Raw genomic sequence first — 18,147 nt, 5'->3', positions numbered from 1 at the left:
TCACCACACAGTCAAAACGGCAAGGCCCAGGCATACGGAAAGGGCAAACAGGGAAAGATCCATCAGCATGGGATGCCAGATTTCGCCGGAGTACATCCAGTCGCGAAGCAGGCGATGCGCGATGAGCCAGAGGATAAAGCCCACCAGAGCGTCCTTAAACAGAGGAGGAAAGTAGACTGACGCACCGAAGATCAGGTCCTGAAGGGGTAAACCCTCTGAGCGATGAAAAAACGTCACGGGCAGAAATCCTTTGCAGTGAACAGAATGCCGCGTTGGCTTGTCTTAGTATGATGAAGCATCACAATTCAGTGTAAGTCATACTTTTAAGTTCGATGAATGCAGTATTGCATTTGTTTTGGCAATACAAATGCTGCACACTATTCTAAAATCAGTATAATAACTTAGCAAGCTAATTATAAGGAGATGAAATTGGAATCGCCATTAGGTTCTGATCTGGCAAGGTTGGTACGCGTCTGGCGTGCTCTGATTGACCATCGCCTGAAACCTCTGGAACTCACACAGACGCATTGGGTCACACTGCACAACATTCATCAGCTGCCGCCCGAACAGTCGCAAATTCAACTGGCAAAAGCGATAGGGATTGAGCAACCGTCGCTGGTGCGCACGCTTGACCAGCTGGAAGAGAAGGGGTTGATCTCGCGGCAAACCTGCGCCAGCGATCGTCGCGCCAAGCGGATTAAACTCACCGAGAAAGCGGCGCCTATCATCACGGAAATGGAAGCCGTGATCACTAAGACGCGCGGTGAAATCCTGTCAGGCGTTTCACCGGCGGAGCTGGAAATGCTCATCAGCCTCATTGGGCGCCTTGAGCAAAACATCCATGAGCTACAGTCGCGCGACTGACAAACAACAAGGCCTTGCAGCAGCAAGGCCTTTTTTTTACTTAAAGACGACCACGCGGTTACGGCCCGTCTCCTTCGCTTCATACATCGCTTTGTCGGCATTTTCCACGCACGTTTCTGCGGCTATTGCGGGTGACGTTGCCGTAAACACCCCCATGCTGATGGTGATTGGCTCCGGTAGTTGACCGCCGCTGCTGGCGTTATCGAAGCTGCTCAGATTTAACCGTATGCGTTCCGCCACCTGATACGCCGCGTCTGATGAGGTGTTGGCCAGCATCAGAACAAACTCCTCACCACCGATACGGGCCGCGATATCCTGGGGGCGCACGGAATCCATCAGCAGATTAGCAACAAACTGCAGGACCTTGTCGCCCTGAAGATGCCCGTAGGTGTCGTTGATGCGCTTGAAGCGATCGAGATCGCTTACGATGACGGAAACCGGGCGGCTGGGTTTGGCAATATCCAGCGCCTGCTTTAATGTTTCATAAAAATAACTGCGGTTATACAGGCGCGTCAGCGGATCGCGAATGGAGTTCTGGTAAGACTGCTGATACTTAACGTGCGAGTCGCGATACAGCCTGAAAACATCGTAGAGCAGAACAAAAATGATCATCAGCGTGGCGACGGTTTCAAATAAGCGAGCGCGATACCAGGAGACATCTTCAACATGTCCACCCACTAACAGCATTGAGAGCGTGACGATATAGCAGACGCACAGAAAATTACCGCCCACCCAGAATAAGTTGCGTATGCGCGTAATAAACATCAGCGTGGCTAATGTGACCACCCAGAGTGCAATCAATGCAATATTAATAAAGTGGCTCCAGAGAACCATAAACTCACGGGTTTCATTATCCACAAGATCAATGGATAAAAAGGAAGAATGACTGGAATACATCCAGGCCAACCCTACAGTAAAAGCGGTAAAGAGAAACTCGCCGCTCACAATAGCAATATGCGCCAGCCGCGAAAGGGGACAATTGCGCGTGGTATAAAGTATTGCCGAAACGATTATTAGCACCGCCATTAAGAGATGGCGGAACATATAGAAGATCATCGCATCGTTGTAGTTCACCGCGTTGAACTGATAGAGGTCCAGCCAGGCGGGAAAGCTGCACAGCGTTCCGACCATCAGCGATGCCGACCCGGCAAAGGCAAAAGCAAGCGATACCAGATACAACCGTTTTCGGTCACACCAGTATTTCATTGCCATAAAGCAGGCAATAAACAGGTCAAACACCAGTAAAAAAATGGTGAGCGTAGGGAACAAGTGAGACGAAAAGGTAGGAACCCATTCGGCAATTTTTGAAAACAGGGCGTGTAATATGCCGATAACAGCAATACAACCTAGACAGAACGAGATATAACGGCCCTTTACAGAACGGCGATTCGCAAACATATATGGTTTTAATAACTTTATAATGAATTAAGGTGAGGGTATTGCGAAGAGTGTAATCAATTAGCACGCTAAATACTTTGCGCAGAAACAATATATGGCGTGGTTAATTATGGGTAGGGTGAATGTATTTTGTAAATATATTTGTGGGAGTGATAAATAATGTAAATGGATGTGGCCTGATGACCACATCCATTTTTAATTAACGTGGAGAAACGGTCACCTGACTTCCGTTGCTTGCCAGAACAACGCGCTGGCCTGCAGAGAAGCGAGTGCTGCCTTGTTTCTGCACAACCATGATCGTGCTGCCGTCGTCTTTACGAATTTCCAGCTCTACGCCCTGGGTTTTGTTCATCGCACCCTGAACGCCCTGGCCGGCTACGCCACCCGCAACGGCACCTGCGGCCGTTGCCAGAGAACGGCCAGTGCCGCCGCCGACGGTATTACCCAGGAAACCACCCAGCACGGCACCGCCGATTGCGCCCATCACGTTGCTTTCATCACCACCCTGGATCTGTACAGGGCGTGCGTTAACAACGGTACCGTAAGTCACGTTCTGAACCTGTTTCGCTTCAGAAGCGCTGTAAACGTCGCCAGAAAGTGAACTGTCATTCACACAGCCAGCCAGAGTTAAACCAATCAGCGAAACGCCCAGTACACGTAAAATCATTTGAATCTCCTGTTCACCAAAAACGCCCGATTGGGGGCATCCGTTATGGCTAAATTATATGGCATAAGGGGCCATAGTTCATATCTTTGCACTAACAATAAGAAAATTGTACTTGAATTTGACTTAACGAGACATAAACAGGATCCGCCCGTGTTACCCGTCTGACATTGTTAAAAAATATTATCGCAGGATGGCAAAGCTGCGCCGTTTATGGTTGAGTGGATAACCTTAGCCCACGCAACGTAAGGAAAGCGCATGAAATCGGGTCGCTACATTGGTGTGATGTCAGGCACCAGTCTGGATGGGGTAGATGTCGTTCTGGCCGCCATTGACGAAAACATGGTGGCGCAGCAGGCGAGCCTGACCTGGCCAATCCCCATTTCACTGAAAGAGGATATTTTGAGTATCTGTCAGGGGCAGCAGCTGACCCTCTCCCAGCTTGGACAGCTTGATGTTCGCCTGGGGGCGCTATTTGCGGATGCAGTGCAGGCTTTGATGCAAAAAGAACATCTTCGCCCGCAGGATGTGGTGGCCATCGGCTGTCACGGACAAACGGTCTGGCATGAGCCCGGCGGAGATGCCCCGCATACTCTGCAAATCGGCGATAACAACCAGATTGTGGCGAAGACGGGCGTGACGGTGGTAGGCGATTTCCGTCGTCGCGATATCGCCCTTGGCGGGCAGGGCGCGCCGCTGGTACCCGCGTTCCATCAGGCGTTACTGGCGCACCCTACAGAACGCCGCATGGTGCTCAACATTGGTGGGATTGCCAATCTTTCGATGCTCATCCCGGGGCAGCCCGTCCGCGGCTACGATACCGGCCCGGGCAATATGTTAATGGATGCCTGGATCTGGCGGCAGTGCGGACAACCGTATGATAAAAACGCGGAGTGGGCGAGCGGGGGGAAAGTGATTATTCCGCTGCTGCAGTCGATGCTGAGCGATCCATATTTTGCCCTGCCGGCCCCTAAGAGCACGGGGCGTGAATACTTCAACCTGGGCTGGCTTGAGCGTCAGCTGGCGCCATTCCCGGCGCTCGCGCCGCAGGATGTCCAGGCGACGCTTGCCGAGCTGACGGCCGTGTCGATCTCCGAACAGGTTCTGCTCAGCGGCGGATGTGAACGCCTGCTGGTGTGCGGCGGAGGAAGCCGAAACCCGCTGGTGATGGCGCGTCTTGCGGGGCTACTGTCGGGTACCGAAGTGACCACGACCGACGAGGCCGGCATCAGCGGGGATGATATGGAGGCGCTGGCCTTCGCCTGGCTTGCCTGGCGCACTATTGCCGGACTGCCGGGCAACTTGCCGTCGGTGACCGGCGCGCGTGAGGCGAGCGTCCTCGGGGCGATTTTCCCGGCAAATCCTCGTCATAATCAGAGTTAACTGAAATTCAGCGCGGCGCGTCATCGTTAGAATGGAACGAAACAGGAGGGCAGCCATGCCCTCCAGGACCAGGAAAGTCTTCGGAATACGCCCATGAAAAAACTTCTTCTTATTGCCGCGCCTTTATTGCTGTCAGGATGCAGCGTCTATAACCAGCTTCTTGAGCGCATGCAGACCGATACGCTGGAGTATCGCTGCGATGAAAAACCGCTGACCGTCAAGCTGAATAACCCACGCCAGGAAGCCAGTTTTGTTTATGACAATAAATTGCTGACGCTGAAGCAGGGGATGTCAGCCTCCGGCGCACGTTATTCTGACGGTATCTACGTCTTCTGGTCGAAAGGCGACAGCGCCGCGGTCTACAAACGCGACCGCATTGTGTTGAACAATTGTCAGCTCGAAAATCCGAAGCGTTGAGATTTTTACAGGGGCGGCGCACAATAGCGCCACCCACTCTCAATGTCAGCTAACGCCATGTCAGATAACGACGAACTGCAGCAAATTGCGCATCTGCGCCGTGAATACACTAAAGGCGGCCTGCGTCGCCAGGATCTTCCCGCTGAACCCCTCGTGCTTTTTGAACGCTGGCTGAAACAGGCCTGCGAAGCGAAACTCGCCGACCCAACCGCCATGGTTGTCGCGACGGTGGATGAAAACGGCCAACCGTATCAGCGCATCGTATTGCTCAAGCATTATGACGAGAAAGGGCTGGTGTTCTATACCAACCTTGGCAGCCGCAAGGCACACCATTTAGAAAACAATCCGCGTATCAGCCTGCTGTTTCCCTGGCACATGCTGGAACGTCAGGTAATGGTCACCGGCAAGGCGGAACGTCTCTCGACGCTGGAAGTGGTTAAGTATTTCCACAGCCGCCCGCGCGACAGCCAGATTGGCGCCTGGGTATCAAAACAGTCCAGCCGAATTTCCGCCCGCGGCGTGCTGGAAAGTAAATTCCTGGAGCTGAAACAGAAGTTCCAGCAGGGTGAAATTCCTTTGCCAAGCTTCTGGGGCGGTTTCCGCATCCCGATTGAGCAGATGGAGTTCTGGCAGGGGGGCGAACATCGCCTGCACGACCGCTTTTTATACCAGCGCGAGAATGGCGGCTGGAAAATCGACAGACTGGCACCGTAATCCCCGAAATTTGTTGATTTAAGCGCTAGCGCACACCGCGCTTGCGCTTTATTCTATTGTCCTTTCGCATCAGGCGAAAAGTCGTGTACCGGCAAAGGTGCAGTCGTTTATACATGGAGAATTTGATGGCAAGCAGTAACTTGATTAAACAATTGCAAGAGCGGGGCCTCGTGGCCCAGGTGACGGACGAGGAAGCGTTAGCAGAGCGACTGGCGCAAGGCCCGATCGCGCTCTATTGCGGCTTCGATCCCACCGCTGACAGCTTGCATTTGGGGCATCTTGTTCCATTGTTATGCCTGAAACGCTTCCAGATGGCGGGCCATAAGCCTGTTGCGCTGGTGGGCGGCGCGACCGGCCTGATTGGTGACCCAAGCTTTAAAGCCGCTGAGCGTAAACTGAATACCGAAGATACCGTGCAGGAGTGGGTGGATAAGATCCGCAAACAGGTTGCACCGTTCCTCGACTTCAACTGTGGTGATAACTCTGCCATTGCCGCGAACAACTACGACTGGTTTGGCAGCATGAACGTGCTGACCTTCCTGCGCGACATCGGAAAGCACTTCTCTGTTAACCAGATGATTAACAAAGAAGCCGTGAAGCAGCGTCTGAACCGTGACGACCAGGGTATCTCTTTTACCGAGTTCTCCTACAACCTGCTGCAGGGTTATGACTTTGCCTGCCTGAACAAGCTGCACGGCGTTTCCCTGCAGATTGGCGGTTCCGATCAGTGGGGTAACATCACCTCCGGTATCGACCTGACACGTCGTCTGCACCAGAACCAGGTCTTCGGTCTGACCGTTCCGCTGATCACCAAGGCAGACGGCACCAAATTTGGGAAGACAGAAGGCGGCGCGGTATGGCTCGATCCGAAGAAAACCAGCCCGTACAAATTCTACCAGTTCTGGATCAACACGGCGGATGCCGATGTTTACCGCTTCCTGAAGTTCTTCACCTTTATGGACATCGAAGACATCAACGCGCTGGAAGAAGAAGACAAAAACAGCGGTAAAGCACCGCGCGCCCAGTATGTGCTGGCGGACGAAGTGACCAAACTGGTTCACGGTGAAGAAGGTCTGGCCGCGGCAAAACGTATTACCGCAAGCCTGTTCAACGGTACCCTGAGCGATCTGAGCGAAGCGGACTTCGAACAGCTGGCGCAGGACGGCGTGCCAATGGTTGAGATGGAAAAAGGGGCTGACCTGATGCAGGCGCTGGTGGACTCTGAGCTCCAGCCTTCGCGCGGTCAGGCGCGTAAAACCATCGCGTCTAACGCTATCACCATCAACGGTGAGAAACAGGCCGACCCGGAATACACCTTCGTTGACGGTGACCGTCTGTATGGTCGCTACACGCTGCTGCGTCGCGGTAAGAAAAACTACTGCCTTGTCTGCTGGAAATAATTAACAGTCTCCAGGGGCGTGGGAAACCACGCCCCTTTTGTTTTTTCAGGGTTTGGTAAGAAAAAAATGAAGAACATCCTCGCCATTCAGTCCCACGTTGTTTTTGGACACGCTGGCAATAGCGCCGCGGAATTCCCGATGCGTCGCCTCGGCGTCAACGTCTGGCCCCTTAATACCGTGCAGTTCTCTAACCACACGCAATACGGCAAATGGACCGGCTGCGTAATGCCGCCTTCGCACCTCACCGAGGTTGTGCAGGGGATTGCCGATATCGACCAGCTCAGACGCTGTGACGCCGTGCTGAGCGGCTACCTCGGCTCAGCGGAGCAGGGGGAGCATATCCTCGGCATCGTACGCCAGGTGAAAGCCGCAAACCCGGCGGCAAAATACTTCTGCGACCCCGTTATGGGCCATCCGGAGAAAGGCTGTATCGTGGCGCCAGGCGTCGCAGAGTTTCACGTCCGCCACGCGTTGCCCGCCAGCGATATCATTGCGCCAAACCTGGTCGAGCTCGAAATTCTCTGCGAGCGTCCGGTTAACAGCGTAGAAGAGGCGGTAAGCGCGTCTCGCGAACTGATCGCTCAGGGGCCTGAGGTGGTGCTGGTAAAACATCTCGCCCGCGCAGGGCTGAGTCAGGACCGTTTTGAGATGCTTCTGGTGACGAAAGATGACGCCTGGCATATTAGCCGTCCGCTGGTGGATTTCGGCCTGCGCCAGCCGGTTGGGGTCGGAGATGTTACGAGTGGTCTGCTGCTGGTGAAATTACTGCAGGGGGCGACGATACGTGACGCGCTGGAACACGTTACCGCGGCGGTGTACGAAATCATGATTGCGACGAAAGAGATGCAGGAATATGAACTGCAGGTGGTTGCGGCACAGGATCGTATCGCGAAGCCGGAGCACTATTTCAGCGCAACCCGGTTATAACCGGCCAAAACGTGTAGGCCGGGTAAGCGTTAGCGCCACCCGGCAACACAGGCCGCTCGGTTAATTCAACCCTTCCGCTTTCAGCGCCGCAGCCACTGCAGGACGCTCTGCCACGCGTTTCATATACGATGCGATATGGTCTAACCCTTCCAGGTTCAGCTTAACCGCGCGCGCCCAGCGCAGCACGGTAAACAGATACGCATCGGCAATCGTGAAGCGCGAACCACAAATCCACTGTTCGTCTTTCAGCGATTCGTTAACATACTGCAGCTTTTTCTCAAGAAGCGCACGCAGGGTCGGTTTGAACTCCTCTGGCGTATCCGGGCGGAACAACGGCGTAAATCCTTTGTGCAGTTCGGTCGCAATGTAGTTCAGCCATTCCAGCGTCTTATAGCGAGAAATGGTACTGACCGGAGCCAGCAGCTGGCGATCGGGTACGCTATCGGCCAGGAACTGCATAATCGCGACGCCTTCGGTCAGCAGAGTACCGTCATCCAGCAAGAGCGCCGGAACTTGTCCCTTGGGGTTAATGGCAAGAAAATCATCGCCATTTTCCAGACGCTTTTTCATCAGATCAACGCCGTCCAGCGTGAAATCTTTGCCGCTCTCGCGCAGGGTGATATGGGAAGCAAGAGAGCACGCGCCCGGTTTGTAGAACAGTTTCATCGGTAACTCCTTTTTGCTGAGGTTTCAGCTATGTTAGTGCGCCAACGGACAAAAAAAAAGCCGCTAATACATTAGCGGCTTCTGTTCTGTCGTTTCTCAATAATCTTACGCGGTAGCGGTTTTGGTCGCTTCAGCCGTCTTGTCGTCGTCCTGAGTCATACGATTCAGTTTCGGCGCGGTCAGCAGCATCAGAACTGCAATAACCGCAGTCGCGATACCAATCTGCATGAACACGGTACCGTAGACGTTCAGGGAGACCAGTGGGTCAGTGACGTTTTCCGGTACAGCCATCAGGTTCGCAATTTTACCCGCAATGATTGCCGCACCGGCAGTCGTCAGGAACCAGCTACCCATAATGAAGCCCATCAGACGCTGTGGCACCAGCTGTGCAACCATCGCCAGACCCAGACCGGAGATCATCAGTTCACCGATAGACTGCAGCGCGTAGCTCAGGATCAGCCAGTTAACGGACACGATACCCGCGTCGGTGGCAAATTTGGTACCCAGCGGCAGCACCAGGAACGCGCCGGAGCACAGCACCATACCGATAGCAAACTTGTGCGGCATTGGCAGACGGTCGCCCATCTTGTTATAAATAGCGGCCAGAATCGGGCTACCAATCATGATCCAGAACGGGTTCAGCGCCTGATACTGTTCCGGCTCGAACGCGATGCCCAGAATTGAGTGCTCAACGTTACGAATGGCGAAGAAGTTCAGTGAGGTTGGCATCTGGCTGTACAGCACGAAGAAGATAATCGCTTCCAGCATCAGAATGAACGCCACAATCATCTTGCGACGGGCAGCACCCTGCATGGCGAACGCTTCTTTCGCAAAGATAACCACGATACCCAGCGCGACCACGCCCAGAACGGCACGGGCGATACCCTGGTTGTGCAGCAGCCAGGTGGCGATTGCCGCGAGGACAACAACGCCCACGATGGTGGCCAGCAGTTTGCCCATATGCACAGGCTCGAAGTCAGGTTTTGAACCGTAGTCTTTAACCCAGCTGCGGCAGAACAGGAAGTTGACCACGGTGATCAGCATGCCCACGAAGCTCAGCGCAAACGCCACGCTCCAGCCGAACTTCGCCGCAAGCCATGGGGTTGCCAGCATCGAGAAGAACGAACCGATGTTGATGGACATGTAGTACATGGTAAATGCACCGTCCAGGCGCGGATCGTCTTTGTTATAGCAGGTAGAAAGCAGGGAGGACGGGTTCGCTTTGAACAGACCGTTACCGACGGCAATCGTCGCCATACCCATATACACGACAGCGGCATCATGCCCTGACCATGCAACCAGACCATAGCCAATCGCCAGGACAATGGCGCCCAGCATGATGACGCGTTTAGTCCCGAGGACTTTATCACCCAGCCAGCCGCCAATAGCGACCAGACCGTACACCAGAGCACTAAAGGAAGAGAACAGCGTGATGGAATCGGCTTCGGACATACCCAGCTGTTTTACCAGGTAAACCGCCATGATCCCTTGCAGGCCGTAATAACCAAAACGCTCCCATAACTCGATAGAGAAGATGAGATAGAACGCTTTAGGCTGTTTAAAAGCGTTAAGACTCACGCTTTCATCTGTTGGTTTATTGTTTGCAGTAGACACATATACCTCTTTTTTTACATCCCATATTAACGGGGGTGTTCATAGCGCGATGGCCGTAGTCCATACGCCTTATAGTTATATTGGGAGGAGAAACGGCGGGTAATGTTCACTATCCTGCCCCATCTGGCAATACGTTTGTAATAATCTGTTACATATATCTGAAGTGGTATAATCGTCGGTTCATATAAATGTTATTCAGCGTTAAATTTCATACGATGAGTAAAGGTAGTTTTTTCGACTGGCATTAACCCACCGCGACCGGCTTTTGGCGATATGTTCTGCTATTTACTGCTTAATGCAGTGATATGGGCCATATTCTGAAAAATAGCTGGTCTTATCTTCGGTGATGGACGGAGAGTATCTTGTCAGACAAAGGGTTCAGGCGAATTTTGACAACAAAAATTCAACATGAAGTTATCAGGGTGATCGCGATCACAGATGTATAGAAATTTTTGGCTATGAAAAAAGTATTAACCTGTTTGAGCGTTAAACAACCGAACAAGTGACAGGTCAGGGGGAATGAAAGACGGACAAATAACGGCCAAAAGAAGGGTGTCTGGTAGCCCTTCTTTTGATAAGGGTTTGTGACGATCAGGGATACACTTTTTCTTTGTATTCGCAGAGATCTTCAATAATGCAGGAGCCGCAGCGAGGCTTACGGGCAATACAGGTATAGCGGCCGTGCAGAATCAGCCAGTGATGACAGTCAACCTTAAATTCGTCCGGAACCACCTTTAACAGCTTCTCTTCGACCTGCTCAACATTTTTCCCCGGCGCGAAGTTAGTCCGGTTAGAGACGCGGAAAATATGCGTATCCACGGCGATGGTCGGCCAGCCAAACGCGGTGTTGAGCACCACGTTCGCGGTCTTACGCCCCACGCCCGGTAAGGCTTCCAGCGCGGCGCGATCTTCCGGTACTTCGCCTCCGTGCTGTTCCAGCAGGATCCGGCAGGTCTTAATGACGTTCTCGGCTTTGCTGTTAAACAGGCCGATGGTTTTGATATAGGACTTCACGCCTTCCACGCCCAGCTCCAGCATGGCTTTTGGCGTATTGGCGACCGGATAGAGCAGGGCAGTGGCTTTATTGACGCTCACATCGGTCGCCTGTGCAGAGAGCAACACCGCGATCAGCAGCTCAAACGGGGAGGTAAAATTCAGCTCCGTCGTCGGGTGCGGGTTCTCGTCCCGCAGACGGGTCAGGATCGCAATGCGCTTTTCTTTATTCATGAAGCCTTCTCGGGTGTCCCTTCCAGAACGCTGCGCTCAGCCGCACGGCGCTTACGTTTCTCATCAATCAGGTATTTTATCGCCAGCATCATGCCAAGGCCAATAAACGCGCCAGGGGGCAGCATTGCCAGCAGGAATGGCGTATCGGTGTGGAACACTTCAACGCGCAGCGCTTTGGCCCAGCCGCCCAGCAGCGCATCTGCGCCGTCAAACAGCGTACCGTTACCGAGGATCTCGCGCAGCGAGCCCAGCACGAACATGGCGCAGGTGGCGCCCATTCCAATGGAAAAACCATCCAGCGCCGACATGGCGGGGCTGTTTTTCACCGCGAACGCTTCCGCACGGCCAACGACGATACAGTTGGTCACGATAAGGGGAATAAAGATCCCGAGCGACTGGTACAGGCCAAACGCGTAGGCGTTAATCAGCATCTGGACGATACTGACCACCGACGCAATGATCATGACGTAAATCGGAATACGAATTTCCGACGGCGTCCAGCGGCGCAGGGCGGAGATGGAGAGGTTGGTCAGCGTCAGCACCAGCGTGGTTGCCAGACCCAGACCGAGCGCGTTGGTGGCGGTGGACGTTACCGCCAGCAGGGGACACATCCCCAGAAGCTGGACCAGCGCGGAGTTGTTCTTCCACAACCCCTGGACAATAACCTCTTTAACCTGGCTCATGATTACTCCTCACAGGCCGGAAGATTGTTGATTTGCGCGGGCAGCGTTTCAGCATACAGCCCGGCTCGTTTTACGGCGTTCACCACGGCGCGCGGCGTGATGGTCGCGCCGGTGAATTGATCGAACTCGCCGCCATCTTTCTTCACCGCAAACGCGGTATCCCCTTCGCCATGGATAACTTTACCGGCGAAGTGCAAAATCCAGTCGCTCAGACGGGTTTCAATTTTATCGCCCAGGCCCGGCGTTTCATGATGTTCCGTCACGCGAGTACCCAGAATAGTGCCGGAGAAATCGCTGCCGACAAGCAGCTGAATGGCACCGGAATAGCCGTCGGGCGCGGTCGCTTCCATCACCGCGCCTACCGGTCTATCCCCTTTGCGGGCAATAAAGAGGCGGTGCGCGCCTTTCCCAAGCTGCGGCGCGTCTACCACAAAGCAGCTCTTTTGCAGGTCATTATCGTAGAAATCTGACGGGATCACCTGATCGAACAGCGCCTTTTGCTGCTTTGAAGCCTGCTCTTCGATGGTCGTTTTGGTTAACGTGTTAACCAGGGCCGTCAGCCCGGTGAGGACCGCGGCGAAGACAGCCAGCGTGACGCCGTGTTTTTGCATCGTTTTTAACATGGCGAAACCCTTAGCGATGGCCGTACACGCGCGGACGCGTGTAATAGTCGATGAGCGGAACGGTAATGTTGGCGAGCAGGACGGCAAACGCTACGCCGTCCGGGTAACCGCCAAAGCTGCGGATGAGCCATACCAGCAGGCCCGCCAGCGCGCCGAAGATCAGGCGGCCGCGGTTAGTCGTTGACGCCGTAACCGGGTCCGTCAGGATAAAGAAGGCACCCAGCATGGTCGCACCGGAGAGCAAATGCATCTGCGGGCTGGCGAGTGATTCAGGAGAGAATACCCAACCCAGCGTGGCGCAAACCGCCAGCGTCACGAGGAAGCTGACCGGAATATGCCAGCGAATGGCTTTCTGCTGCAGCAGGAACAGGCCGCCCAGCAGATACGCCAGGTTGACCCACTGCCAGCCCGCACCCGCCAGCATGCCGCTGTAAATCGCGGATTTCATGATCTGCTCAACGCTTTGCCCGGCGTGCAGGGACGTTTTAAAGGTATCGAGAGGCGTCGCCTGGCTGATACCGTCCACGCCCATGCGCAGCGCGTTCATATCAGCGCCGAGCGCCGTATGGCCGGTAAAGATAACGTGCAGGGCATCCATAAAGCCCGGAACCGTGGCCGCAATCTCGTGCGGTGGCAGCCAGCTGGTCATCTGCACCGGGAAGGAGATCAGCAGCACCACGTAGCCAATCATCGCCGGGTTAAACGGGTTATGGCCGAGCCCGCCGTACAGCTGTTTGGCAATGATCACGGCAAACACGGTACCGAGCATGACCATCCACCACGGGGCAAACGGCGGAATACTGATGGCGAGCAGCAGGCCGGTCAGCAGCGCGGAGTTGTCAGCCAGAATGCGTGACACCGCCATCTTACGCAGCTTCAGGACGAGTGCTTCCGCCGCGACGGCGCTGGCGCAGCCCAGGGCTATCTGGAACAGGGTTCCCCAGCCGAAAAACCAGCACTGAACGGCAATGCCCGGCAGCGCGGCCAGGCAGACCAGCATCATAATGCGCGATGTCTGACGCTGGTTGTGGGTGTAAGGGGAACTTGCGATTCTGAAAACCATTTAATCCTCGTTTACGGCTTGCTGTGCGGCTTTCTTCGCCTGAACGCGCGCAATGGCGGCGGCGACGGCGGCCTTGCGCGGGTCATCGTTGGCGGCCTGCGGCTGCTCTTCCTGCTGCGCAGCCTTACGGGCTTTGGCGCGGGCAATCGCTGCTTCGACGGCGGCTTTACGCGGGTCGACCGGTGGTGCTTCTGCTTCTGATACTGCCTCTGGCGCCTGCTGCGCAGCCTTGCGGGCTTTGGCGCGAGCAATCGCCGCTTCAACGGCGGCTTTGCGTGGGTCGACCGCTTCTTGCTCGACGACTACCTGCTGCTCTCCAGCTTTGCGGGCCTTGGCCCGGGCTATCGCCGCTTCAACGGCCGCTTTACGCGGGTCGATCTCAGTATCTGCCTGAACCGTTTGCGCTTTTTCCGCCTGACGCGCGCGAGCCGCAGCCTTTCGCGCTTCGCGAGCGGCAATCGCCTCGCTGTTATCCGGTTTTTCCCCGGCCTGGATCACCACCGTCTGGGCGGCATCGGCTTTTTTCTCGCGAACGCGCGCCAGTGCGGCGTTGATCGCATCCTGATCTTTCCCGGCAGGCTGAACGGCGGCCTGCTTATGGCGTTCCTGACGGGCGATTTTTTCGCGCTCCAGTCGCGCCTGACGCGCTTCGAAACGTGCCTTGGCTTCTGCGGCGCGTTTTTCTTCCATGGAGATGGCATAAATCTCGGCCTTCTCCTGACGGAAGTATTGCACCAGCGGAATGTTGCTTGGGCAGACCCAGGCGCAGGCGCCGCATTCAATGCAGTCGGCCAGATTATGTGATTTTGCCTTGTCGTGCAGCTGGCCTTTGCTGTACCAGTACAGCTGCTGCGGGAGGAGATCCGCCGGGCAGGCATCGGCACAGGCGCTGCAGCGGATGCAACCTTTCTCTTCCTGCTCTTCACCCATTTCGGTGGGGGAAGGAGCGAGCAGACAGTTAGTGATTTTCACTACCGGAACGTCCAGCCACGGCAGCGTAAAGCCCATCAGCGGGCCGCCCATGATCACCATCTGATCGCTGGCCGGGCAAAATTCAGCCTGTTCCAGCAGATGGCGCACCGGCGTACCCAGACGCGCCCAGACGTTGCCCGGACGGGAAACCGACTCGCCGGTCAGCGTCACCACGCGCTCGGTCAACGGCTCGCCGTCAATCACCGCGCGTTTCACCGCATAGGCGGTGCCGACGTTTTGCATCAGCACGCCGATATCCGAAGAGCGTCCGCCGTGCGGGACCTGCTTGCCGGTGAGAATTTGCGTCAGCTGTTTTGCGCCGCCAGAAGGGTACTTGGTCGGGATAACGCGCAGGCTAATATCATGACTGCCCGCCAGCACGGCGCGCAGCATCGAGATGGCCTGCGGTTTATTGTCTTCGATACCAATCAGCACTTCCCGCGGCTTCAGAATGTGCGCCAGGATGCGGATGCCTTCCACCACCTGAGCGGCGCAATCCTGCATCAGACGATCGTCGGCGGTGATATACGGCTCGCACTCGGCGGCGTTGATAATCAACGTCTGGATGTTATCGCCACCGCCGCGCAGCTTGACGCCGGTCGGGAAGCCCGCGCCGCCCAGCCCGGCGACGCCGAACTGATGAATACGCTCAATAAGCGCTTCGCGGCTCTGGCTGCGGTAATCGCTCCAGCCGTCACGTTCAATCCAGCGGTCTTCGCCGTCGGCTTCAATGATCACGCTCAGCTCCGACAGCGCGGACGGATGAGCCACCGTATGAGGGGCAATCGCCACCACTTTACCGGAGGTAGGGGCGTGCACCGGCAGCATACGTCCACGGCCAAAGGTCAGCGGCTGACCGCGAAGAACCGTATCGCCTTCTTTCACGCACAGCTCGCCCTCAGCGCCAATATGCTGCTTGAGCGGCATGACGTAACGCGTCGCCAGCGGAATTTGACGCAGCGGCGTGCCGTTGGACTGGGTTTTCATCTCTGGCGGATGGATACCGCCGTCAAAGTCCCAAATCTTCTCTTTTCTGAAAGCAGAAAATAACTTAAGCATGTTGTTCCACAGGAATGATACGAACCGGAATGGTTTGAAGATCCCACTTCCAGCTTTCGGTAGTCGTTTCAACCGGGCGCAGCTCGATACATTGCGTCGGGCAGGGGGCCACGCAGAGGTTACAGCCGGTGCACAGATCCGCCACGACGGTGTGCATGGCGCGGGTGGCGCCGACAATGGCGTCAACCGGGCAGGCCTGAATACATTTGGTGCAGCCGATGCAGTTTGCCTCGTCGATCACGGCGAGGGCGCGAACCGGTTCCTGCACCTCCGCATCGCCATCAACGGGCTGCGGATCGACGTTAAGCAGGGCCGCGATTTTCAGCATCACCGCTTCGCCGCCGGGGGCGCAGCGGTTAATTTTTTCACCCTGAATGCCTACCGCTTCGGCATAGGGGCGGCAGCCCGGGTAGCCGCACTGCCCGCACTGGCTTTGCGGCAAAAGCTCATCAATTTTTTCAACAACGGGATCGTCCTCTACCGCGAAACGGCGGGAGGCGTAACCCAGGATAAGGCCAAACACCAACCCCAGGACGCTGATAGAGGCGATGGCAATCCAGATAGCATTCATTACAACTTCACCAGACCACTAAAGCCCATAAAGGCCAGAGACATTAAACCCGCGGTAACCAGCGCAATCGCGTTACCGCGGAAGGGCGCAGGGATATCCGCTGCCGCCAGACGCTCGCGAATCGACGCGAACAGGACCATAACAAATGAGAAACCGACGGCGGCGGAAAAACCGTACAGCGCCGACTGCATAAAGTTATGGCCAAGGTTGATGTTCAGCAGCGCAACGCCGAGAACGGCACAGTTGGTGGTGATCAGCGGCAGGAAGATACCCAGCAGGCGATAGAGGGCCGGGCTGGTTTTACGCACCACCATTTCAGTAAATTGCACAACAACCGCAATGACCAGAATAAAAGCCAGCGTACGAAGATAGATTAACCCCAGCGGGATGAGGATCCAGGTATCAATCAACCACGCGCAGATGGACGCCATCGTCATGACGAAGGTTGTCGCCAGCCCCATGCCCATCGCCGTTTCCAGCTTTTTGGACACGCCCATAAACGGGCACAGGCCAAGGAACTTCACCAGAACGAAGTTGTTAACCAGCACGGTGCCGACAAAGAGCAGTAAGTAATCGGTCATTATTTAGCCTGAAATAAAAAAGCCGCCTATTATCGGACAAACTCACGCAGGCGACAACAGGTTATCTGTAGGGTTATTACGGGTTCACAAAGGTGTTTTTTACCCGCGTCGAACGCTTGAAATAGGGGACCAGCAGCGCGGCCGCCAGTAACGGGAAAAGCAGCTGACGAACGGCCAGAGCGTCTGATACGGGCGAAAAAGCAAACGCTTTAACCGCCAGCAGAACCGAAATCAGCAGCCAGATAATGTAGTGTTTAGGTACACTTTTGCGGCGCTTAAAGAAGGCGATGGTCAACCACAGGGTGTAGTACCACATACCAATCGCGAAAACGAACGACACAAACCACATCGCAATACTCAGCACGCTTTGCGACATCAGGGTCTGGATGGCGTGAGGAGTAATCAGTGCGGTGGTATACAGCAGCAGCGCAAGTGATGCGCTTAATAAGGCAACCAGCAGCCATGCCAGTGGGGCGATTAACCAGCCTCCAATGCGTTCTCCAGGCGTTGCGGTCATGAACTCTCCCATAATCTGCGCGAAATGTTGTACAGCCAGTTTGCAGGGCGGAGAGTATATAACATTTCGCGCGGATGGCTACTTTCTTATAAAACGTAACGCCATACGGACTTAGGCACTTCACCCACGTTGAACAAACGACCTCCGGAAACCAGCTCCGCACGGCGATGGTCAGCGGCGCGATACATATTAATGATGTCCTGATTATCCGACAGGGTGTAGTTCAGATGGTCAAACAGTTTTTCCAGGCTCTCAAGCGAATTGATCTTGCGAAATTTTAATAAATAGTCCTGAACTGTCATATTAATAAGTTTCCATATAAAAGTGAGTAATACCAGTTAAGGTAATTCGTTCGAATAATAAACGGATTAATAAAGACGTAAACAGCCCACTCAGGTAACGCGACGAAATTAGGAGTTTTCTTTGCTGAAATTTAGGCATCAGACGATGCCTGGAAGAGAAGGTTAACCGTGTTCACCAGGGCTGGCAATAAGTAACTGACATATTATGTCACTCTTTATTGCAGTAACCGGTTACTTAGGTTGGGCGACTGTGACAGGCTCCGGCGGCTGGTAGTTATCGATATGGCTGGCAACGCCCAGCAAAATGACCGAAACCCCAAGGACAATCCATCCCGCTAATTCAATGATTCGATTAATAATTGACGTCATGATTCGTAGTTGTACTTTATCCATAAATACAGGTCGCAAATGTTACAGCGACGTTTCCCCGACGGCAAGCGCTTTGGGAACGGTTCCCTTAAACAAAATCAGTGGGTTAATACTATGTAACAAAAACAACCCC

21 protein-coding genes are annotated in these 18,147 nt (G+C 54.7%); 6 read left to right on the top strand and 15 right to left on the bottom strand.

Features of this window, described 5'->3' with window-relative positions; genetic code table 11:
• Positions 1–237, bottom strand: a complete 237-nt coding sequence (locus HCH49_RS07120) for a DUF1656 domain-containing protein (protein ID WP_221702464.1) — start codon at positions 235–237, stop codon at positions 1–3.
• A gap of 186 nt (positions 238–423) precedes the next feature.
• On the opposite strand from HCH49_RS07120, the gene slyA reads away from it, so the two are divergent.
• Positions 424–864, top strand: a complete 441-nt coding sequence (gene slyA / locus HCH49_RS07115) for a transcriptional regulator SlyA (protein ID WP_033145325.1) — start codon at positions 424–426, stop codon at positions 862–864.
• Between the two features lie 36 nt (positions 865–900).
• Here the strand turns inward: slyA and HCH49_RS07110 are convergent, their stop codons facing one another.
• Positions 901–2,262 (bottom strand): GGDEF domain-containing protein, encoded by a 1,362-nt coding sequence (locus tag HCH49_RS07110; RefSeq protein WP_214538327.1) that lies wholly within the window; start codon positions 2,260–2,262, stop codon positions 901–903.
• A gap of 199 nt (positions 2,263–2,461) precedes the next feature.
• Positions 2,462–2,929, bottom strand: coding sequence for an outer membrane lipoprotein SlyB (gene slyB, locus HCH49_RS07105; RefSeq protein ID WP_023311367.1), 468 nt, complete (start codon positions 2,927–2,929; stop codon positions 2,462–2,464).
• A 255-nt stretch (positions 2,930–3,184) separates the two neighbouring features.
• On the opposite strand from slyB, the gene anmK reads away from it, so the two are divergent.
• The 5 genes from anmK to pdxY all read left to right on the top strand — a co-directional run bounded on the left by anmK (position 3,185) and on the right by pdxY (position 7,767).
• Positions 3,185–4,309 (top strand): anhydro-N-acetylmuramic acid kinase, encoded by a 1,125-nt coding sequence (gene anmK / locus HCH49_RS07100; protein ID WP_087822440.1) that lies wholly within the window; start codon positions 3,185–3,187, stop codon positions 4,307–4,309.
• A gap of 93 nt (positions 4,310–4,402) precedes the next feature.
• Complete coding sequence (gene mliC / locus HCH49_RS07095) at positions 4,403–4,726, top strand: C-type lysozyme inhibitor (protein WP_058840748.1); 324 nt, start codon at positions 4,403–4,405, stop codon at positions 4,724–4,726.
• A gap of 57 nt (positions 4,727–4,783) precedes the next feature.
• On the top strand, positions 4,784–5,440 hold the full coding sequence (pdxH, locus tag HCH49_RS07090) for a pyridoxamine 5'-phosphate oxidase (RefSeq protein ID WP_024909355.1): 657 nt from the start codon (positions 4,784–4,786) through the stop codon (positions 5,438–5,440).
• 125 nt (positions 5,441–5,565) lie between these two features.
• Positions 5,566–6,840, top strand: coding sequence for a tyrosine--tRNA ligase (gene tyrS / locus HCH49_RS07085; RefSeq protein ID WP_048977462.1), 1,275 nt, complete (start codon positions 5,566–5,568; stop codon positions 6,838–6,840).
• A gap of 66 nt (positions 6,841–6,906) precedes the next feature.
• Positions 6,907–7,767 carry a pyridoxal kinase PdxY gene (gene pdxY, locus HCH49_RS07080; RefSeq protein WP_039262324.1) on the top strand — a complete coding sequence of 287 codons (861 nt, stop codon included), beginning with the start codon at positions 6,907–6,909 and terminating at the stop codon, positions 7,765–7,767.
• A 60-nt stretch (positions 7,768–7,827) separates the two neighbouring features.
• Here the strand turns inward: pdxY and gstA are convergent, their stop codons facing one another.
• The 12 genes from gstA to blr form a co-directional block, all read right to left on the bottom strand.
• Positions 7,828–8,433 carry a glutathione transferase GstA gene (gstA, locus tag HCH49_RS07075; protein WP_048977464.1) on the bottom strand — a complete coding sequence of 202 codons (606 nt, stop codon included), beginning with the start codon at positions 8,431–8,433 and terminating at the stop codon, positions 7,828–7,830.
• A gap of 105 nt (positions 8,434–8,538) precedes the next feature.
• Positions 8,539–10,047: a dipeptide/tripeptide permease DtpA gene (dtpA, locus tag HCH49_RS07070; protein WP_033145330.1), complete on the bottom strand. Its 1,509-nt coding sequence runs from the start codon at positions 10,045–10,047 to the stop codon at positions 8,539–8,541.
• Positions 10,048–10,638: 591 nt separating this feature from the next.
• Positions 10,639–11,274, bottom strand: a complete 636-nt coding sequence (gene nth / locus HCH49_RS07065; RefSeq protein WP_033145331.1) for an endonuclease III — start codon at positions 11,272–11,274, stop codon at positions 10,639–10,641.
• Positions 11,271–11,957 carry an electron transport complex subunit E gene (locus HCH49_RS07060; protein ID WP_023617347.1) on the bottom strand — a complete coding sequence of 229 codons (687 nt, stop codon included), beginning with the start codon at positions 11,955–11,957 and terminating at the stop codon, positions 11,271–11,273. The genes nth and HCH49_RS07060 overlap by 4 nt, the downstream gene beginning before the upstream one ends.
• 2 nt (positions 11,958–11,959) lie before the next feature.
• The gene (gene rsxG, locus HCH49_RS07055) at positions 11,960–12,580 is read right to left on the bottom strand and encodes an electron transport complex subunit RsxG (RefSeq protein WP_087822442.1); all 621 of its coding nucleotides are present in this window, start codon (positions 12,578–12,580) and stop codon (positions 11,960–11,962) included.
• Between the two features lie 10 nt (positions 12,581–12,590).
• On the bottom strand, positions 12,591–13,643 hold the full coding sequence (gene rsxD / locus HCH49_RS07050) for an electron transport complex subunit RsxD (protein ID WP_221702463.1): 1,053 nt from the start codon (positions 13,641–13,643) through the stop codon (positions 12,591–12,593).
• Positions 13,644–15,674: an electron transport complex subunit RsxC gene (gene rsxC, locus HCH49_RS07045; RefSeq protein ID WP_221702462.1), complete on the bottom strand. Its 2,031-nt coding sequence runs from the start codon at positions 15,672–15,674 to the stop codon at positions 13,644–13,646. It abuts the gene before it with no gap.
• Positions 15,667–16,245 (bottom strand): electron transport complex subunit RsxB, encoded by a 579-nt coding sequence (gene rsxB / locus HCH49_RS07040; RefSeq protein WP_023311378.1) that lies wholly within the window; start codon positions 16,243–16,245, stop codon positions 15,667–15,669. Before rsxB ends, rsxC begins: the two co-directional genes overlap by 8 nt.
• Entirely contained in the window at positions 16,245–16,826 is a 582-nt protein-coding gene (gene rsxA, locus HCH49_RS07035) for an electron transport complex subunit RsxA (RefSeq protein WP_014883581.1), read from the bottom strand. Before rsxA ends, rsxB begins: the two co-directional genes overlap by 1 nt.
• A 76-nt stretch (positions 16,827–16,902) precedes the next feature.
• Entirely contained in the window at positions 16,903–17,343 is a 441-nt protein-coding gene (locus tag HCH49_RS07030; RefSeq protein WP_048977467.1) for a DUF2569 domain-containing protein, read from the bottom strand.
• Between the two features lie 86 nt (positions 17,344–17,429).
• The gene (ydgT, locus tag HCH49_RS07025; RefSeq protein WP_013096896.1) at positions 17,430–17,645 is read right to left on the bottom strand and encodes a transcription modulator YdgT; all 216 of its coding nucleotides are present in this window, start codon (positions 17,643–17,645) and stop codon (positions 17,430–17,432) included.
• 231 nt (positions 17,646–17,876) lie between these two features.
• On the bottom strand, positions 17,877–18,002 hold the full coding sequence (blr, locus tag HCH49_RS07020) for a division septum protein Blr (protein ID WP_168112406.1): 126 nt from the start codon (positions 18,000–18,002) through the stop codon (positions 17,877–17,879).
• Between the last annotated feature and the right edge of the window lie 145 nt (positions 18,003–18,147).

It is taken from the genome of Enterobacter sp. Y17 (assembly GCF_019730495.1).
GTDB classification, from domain to species: Bacteria; Pseudomonadota; Gammaproteobacteria; order Enterobacterales; family Enterobacteriaceae; genus Enterobacter; species Enterobacter asburiae_B.
Note: the sequence above shows the minus strand (reverse complement) of the source record. Positions and strands in the feature narration are given on the sequence as shown.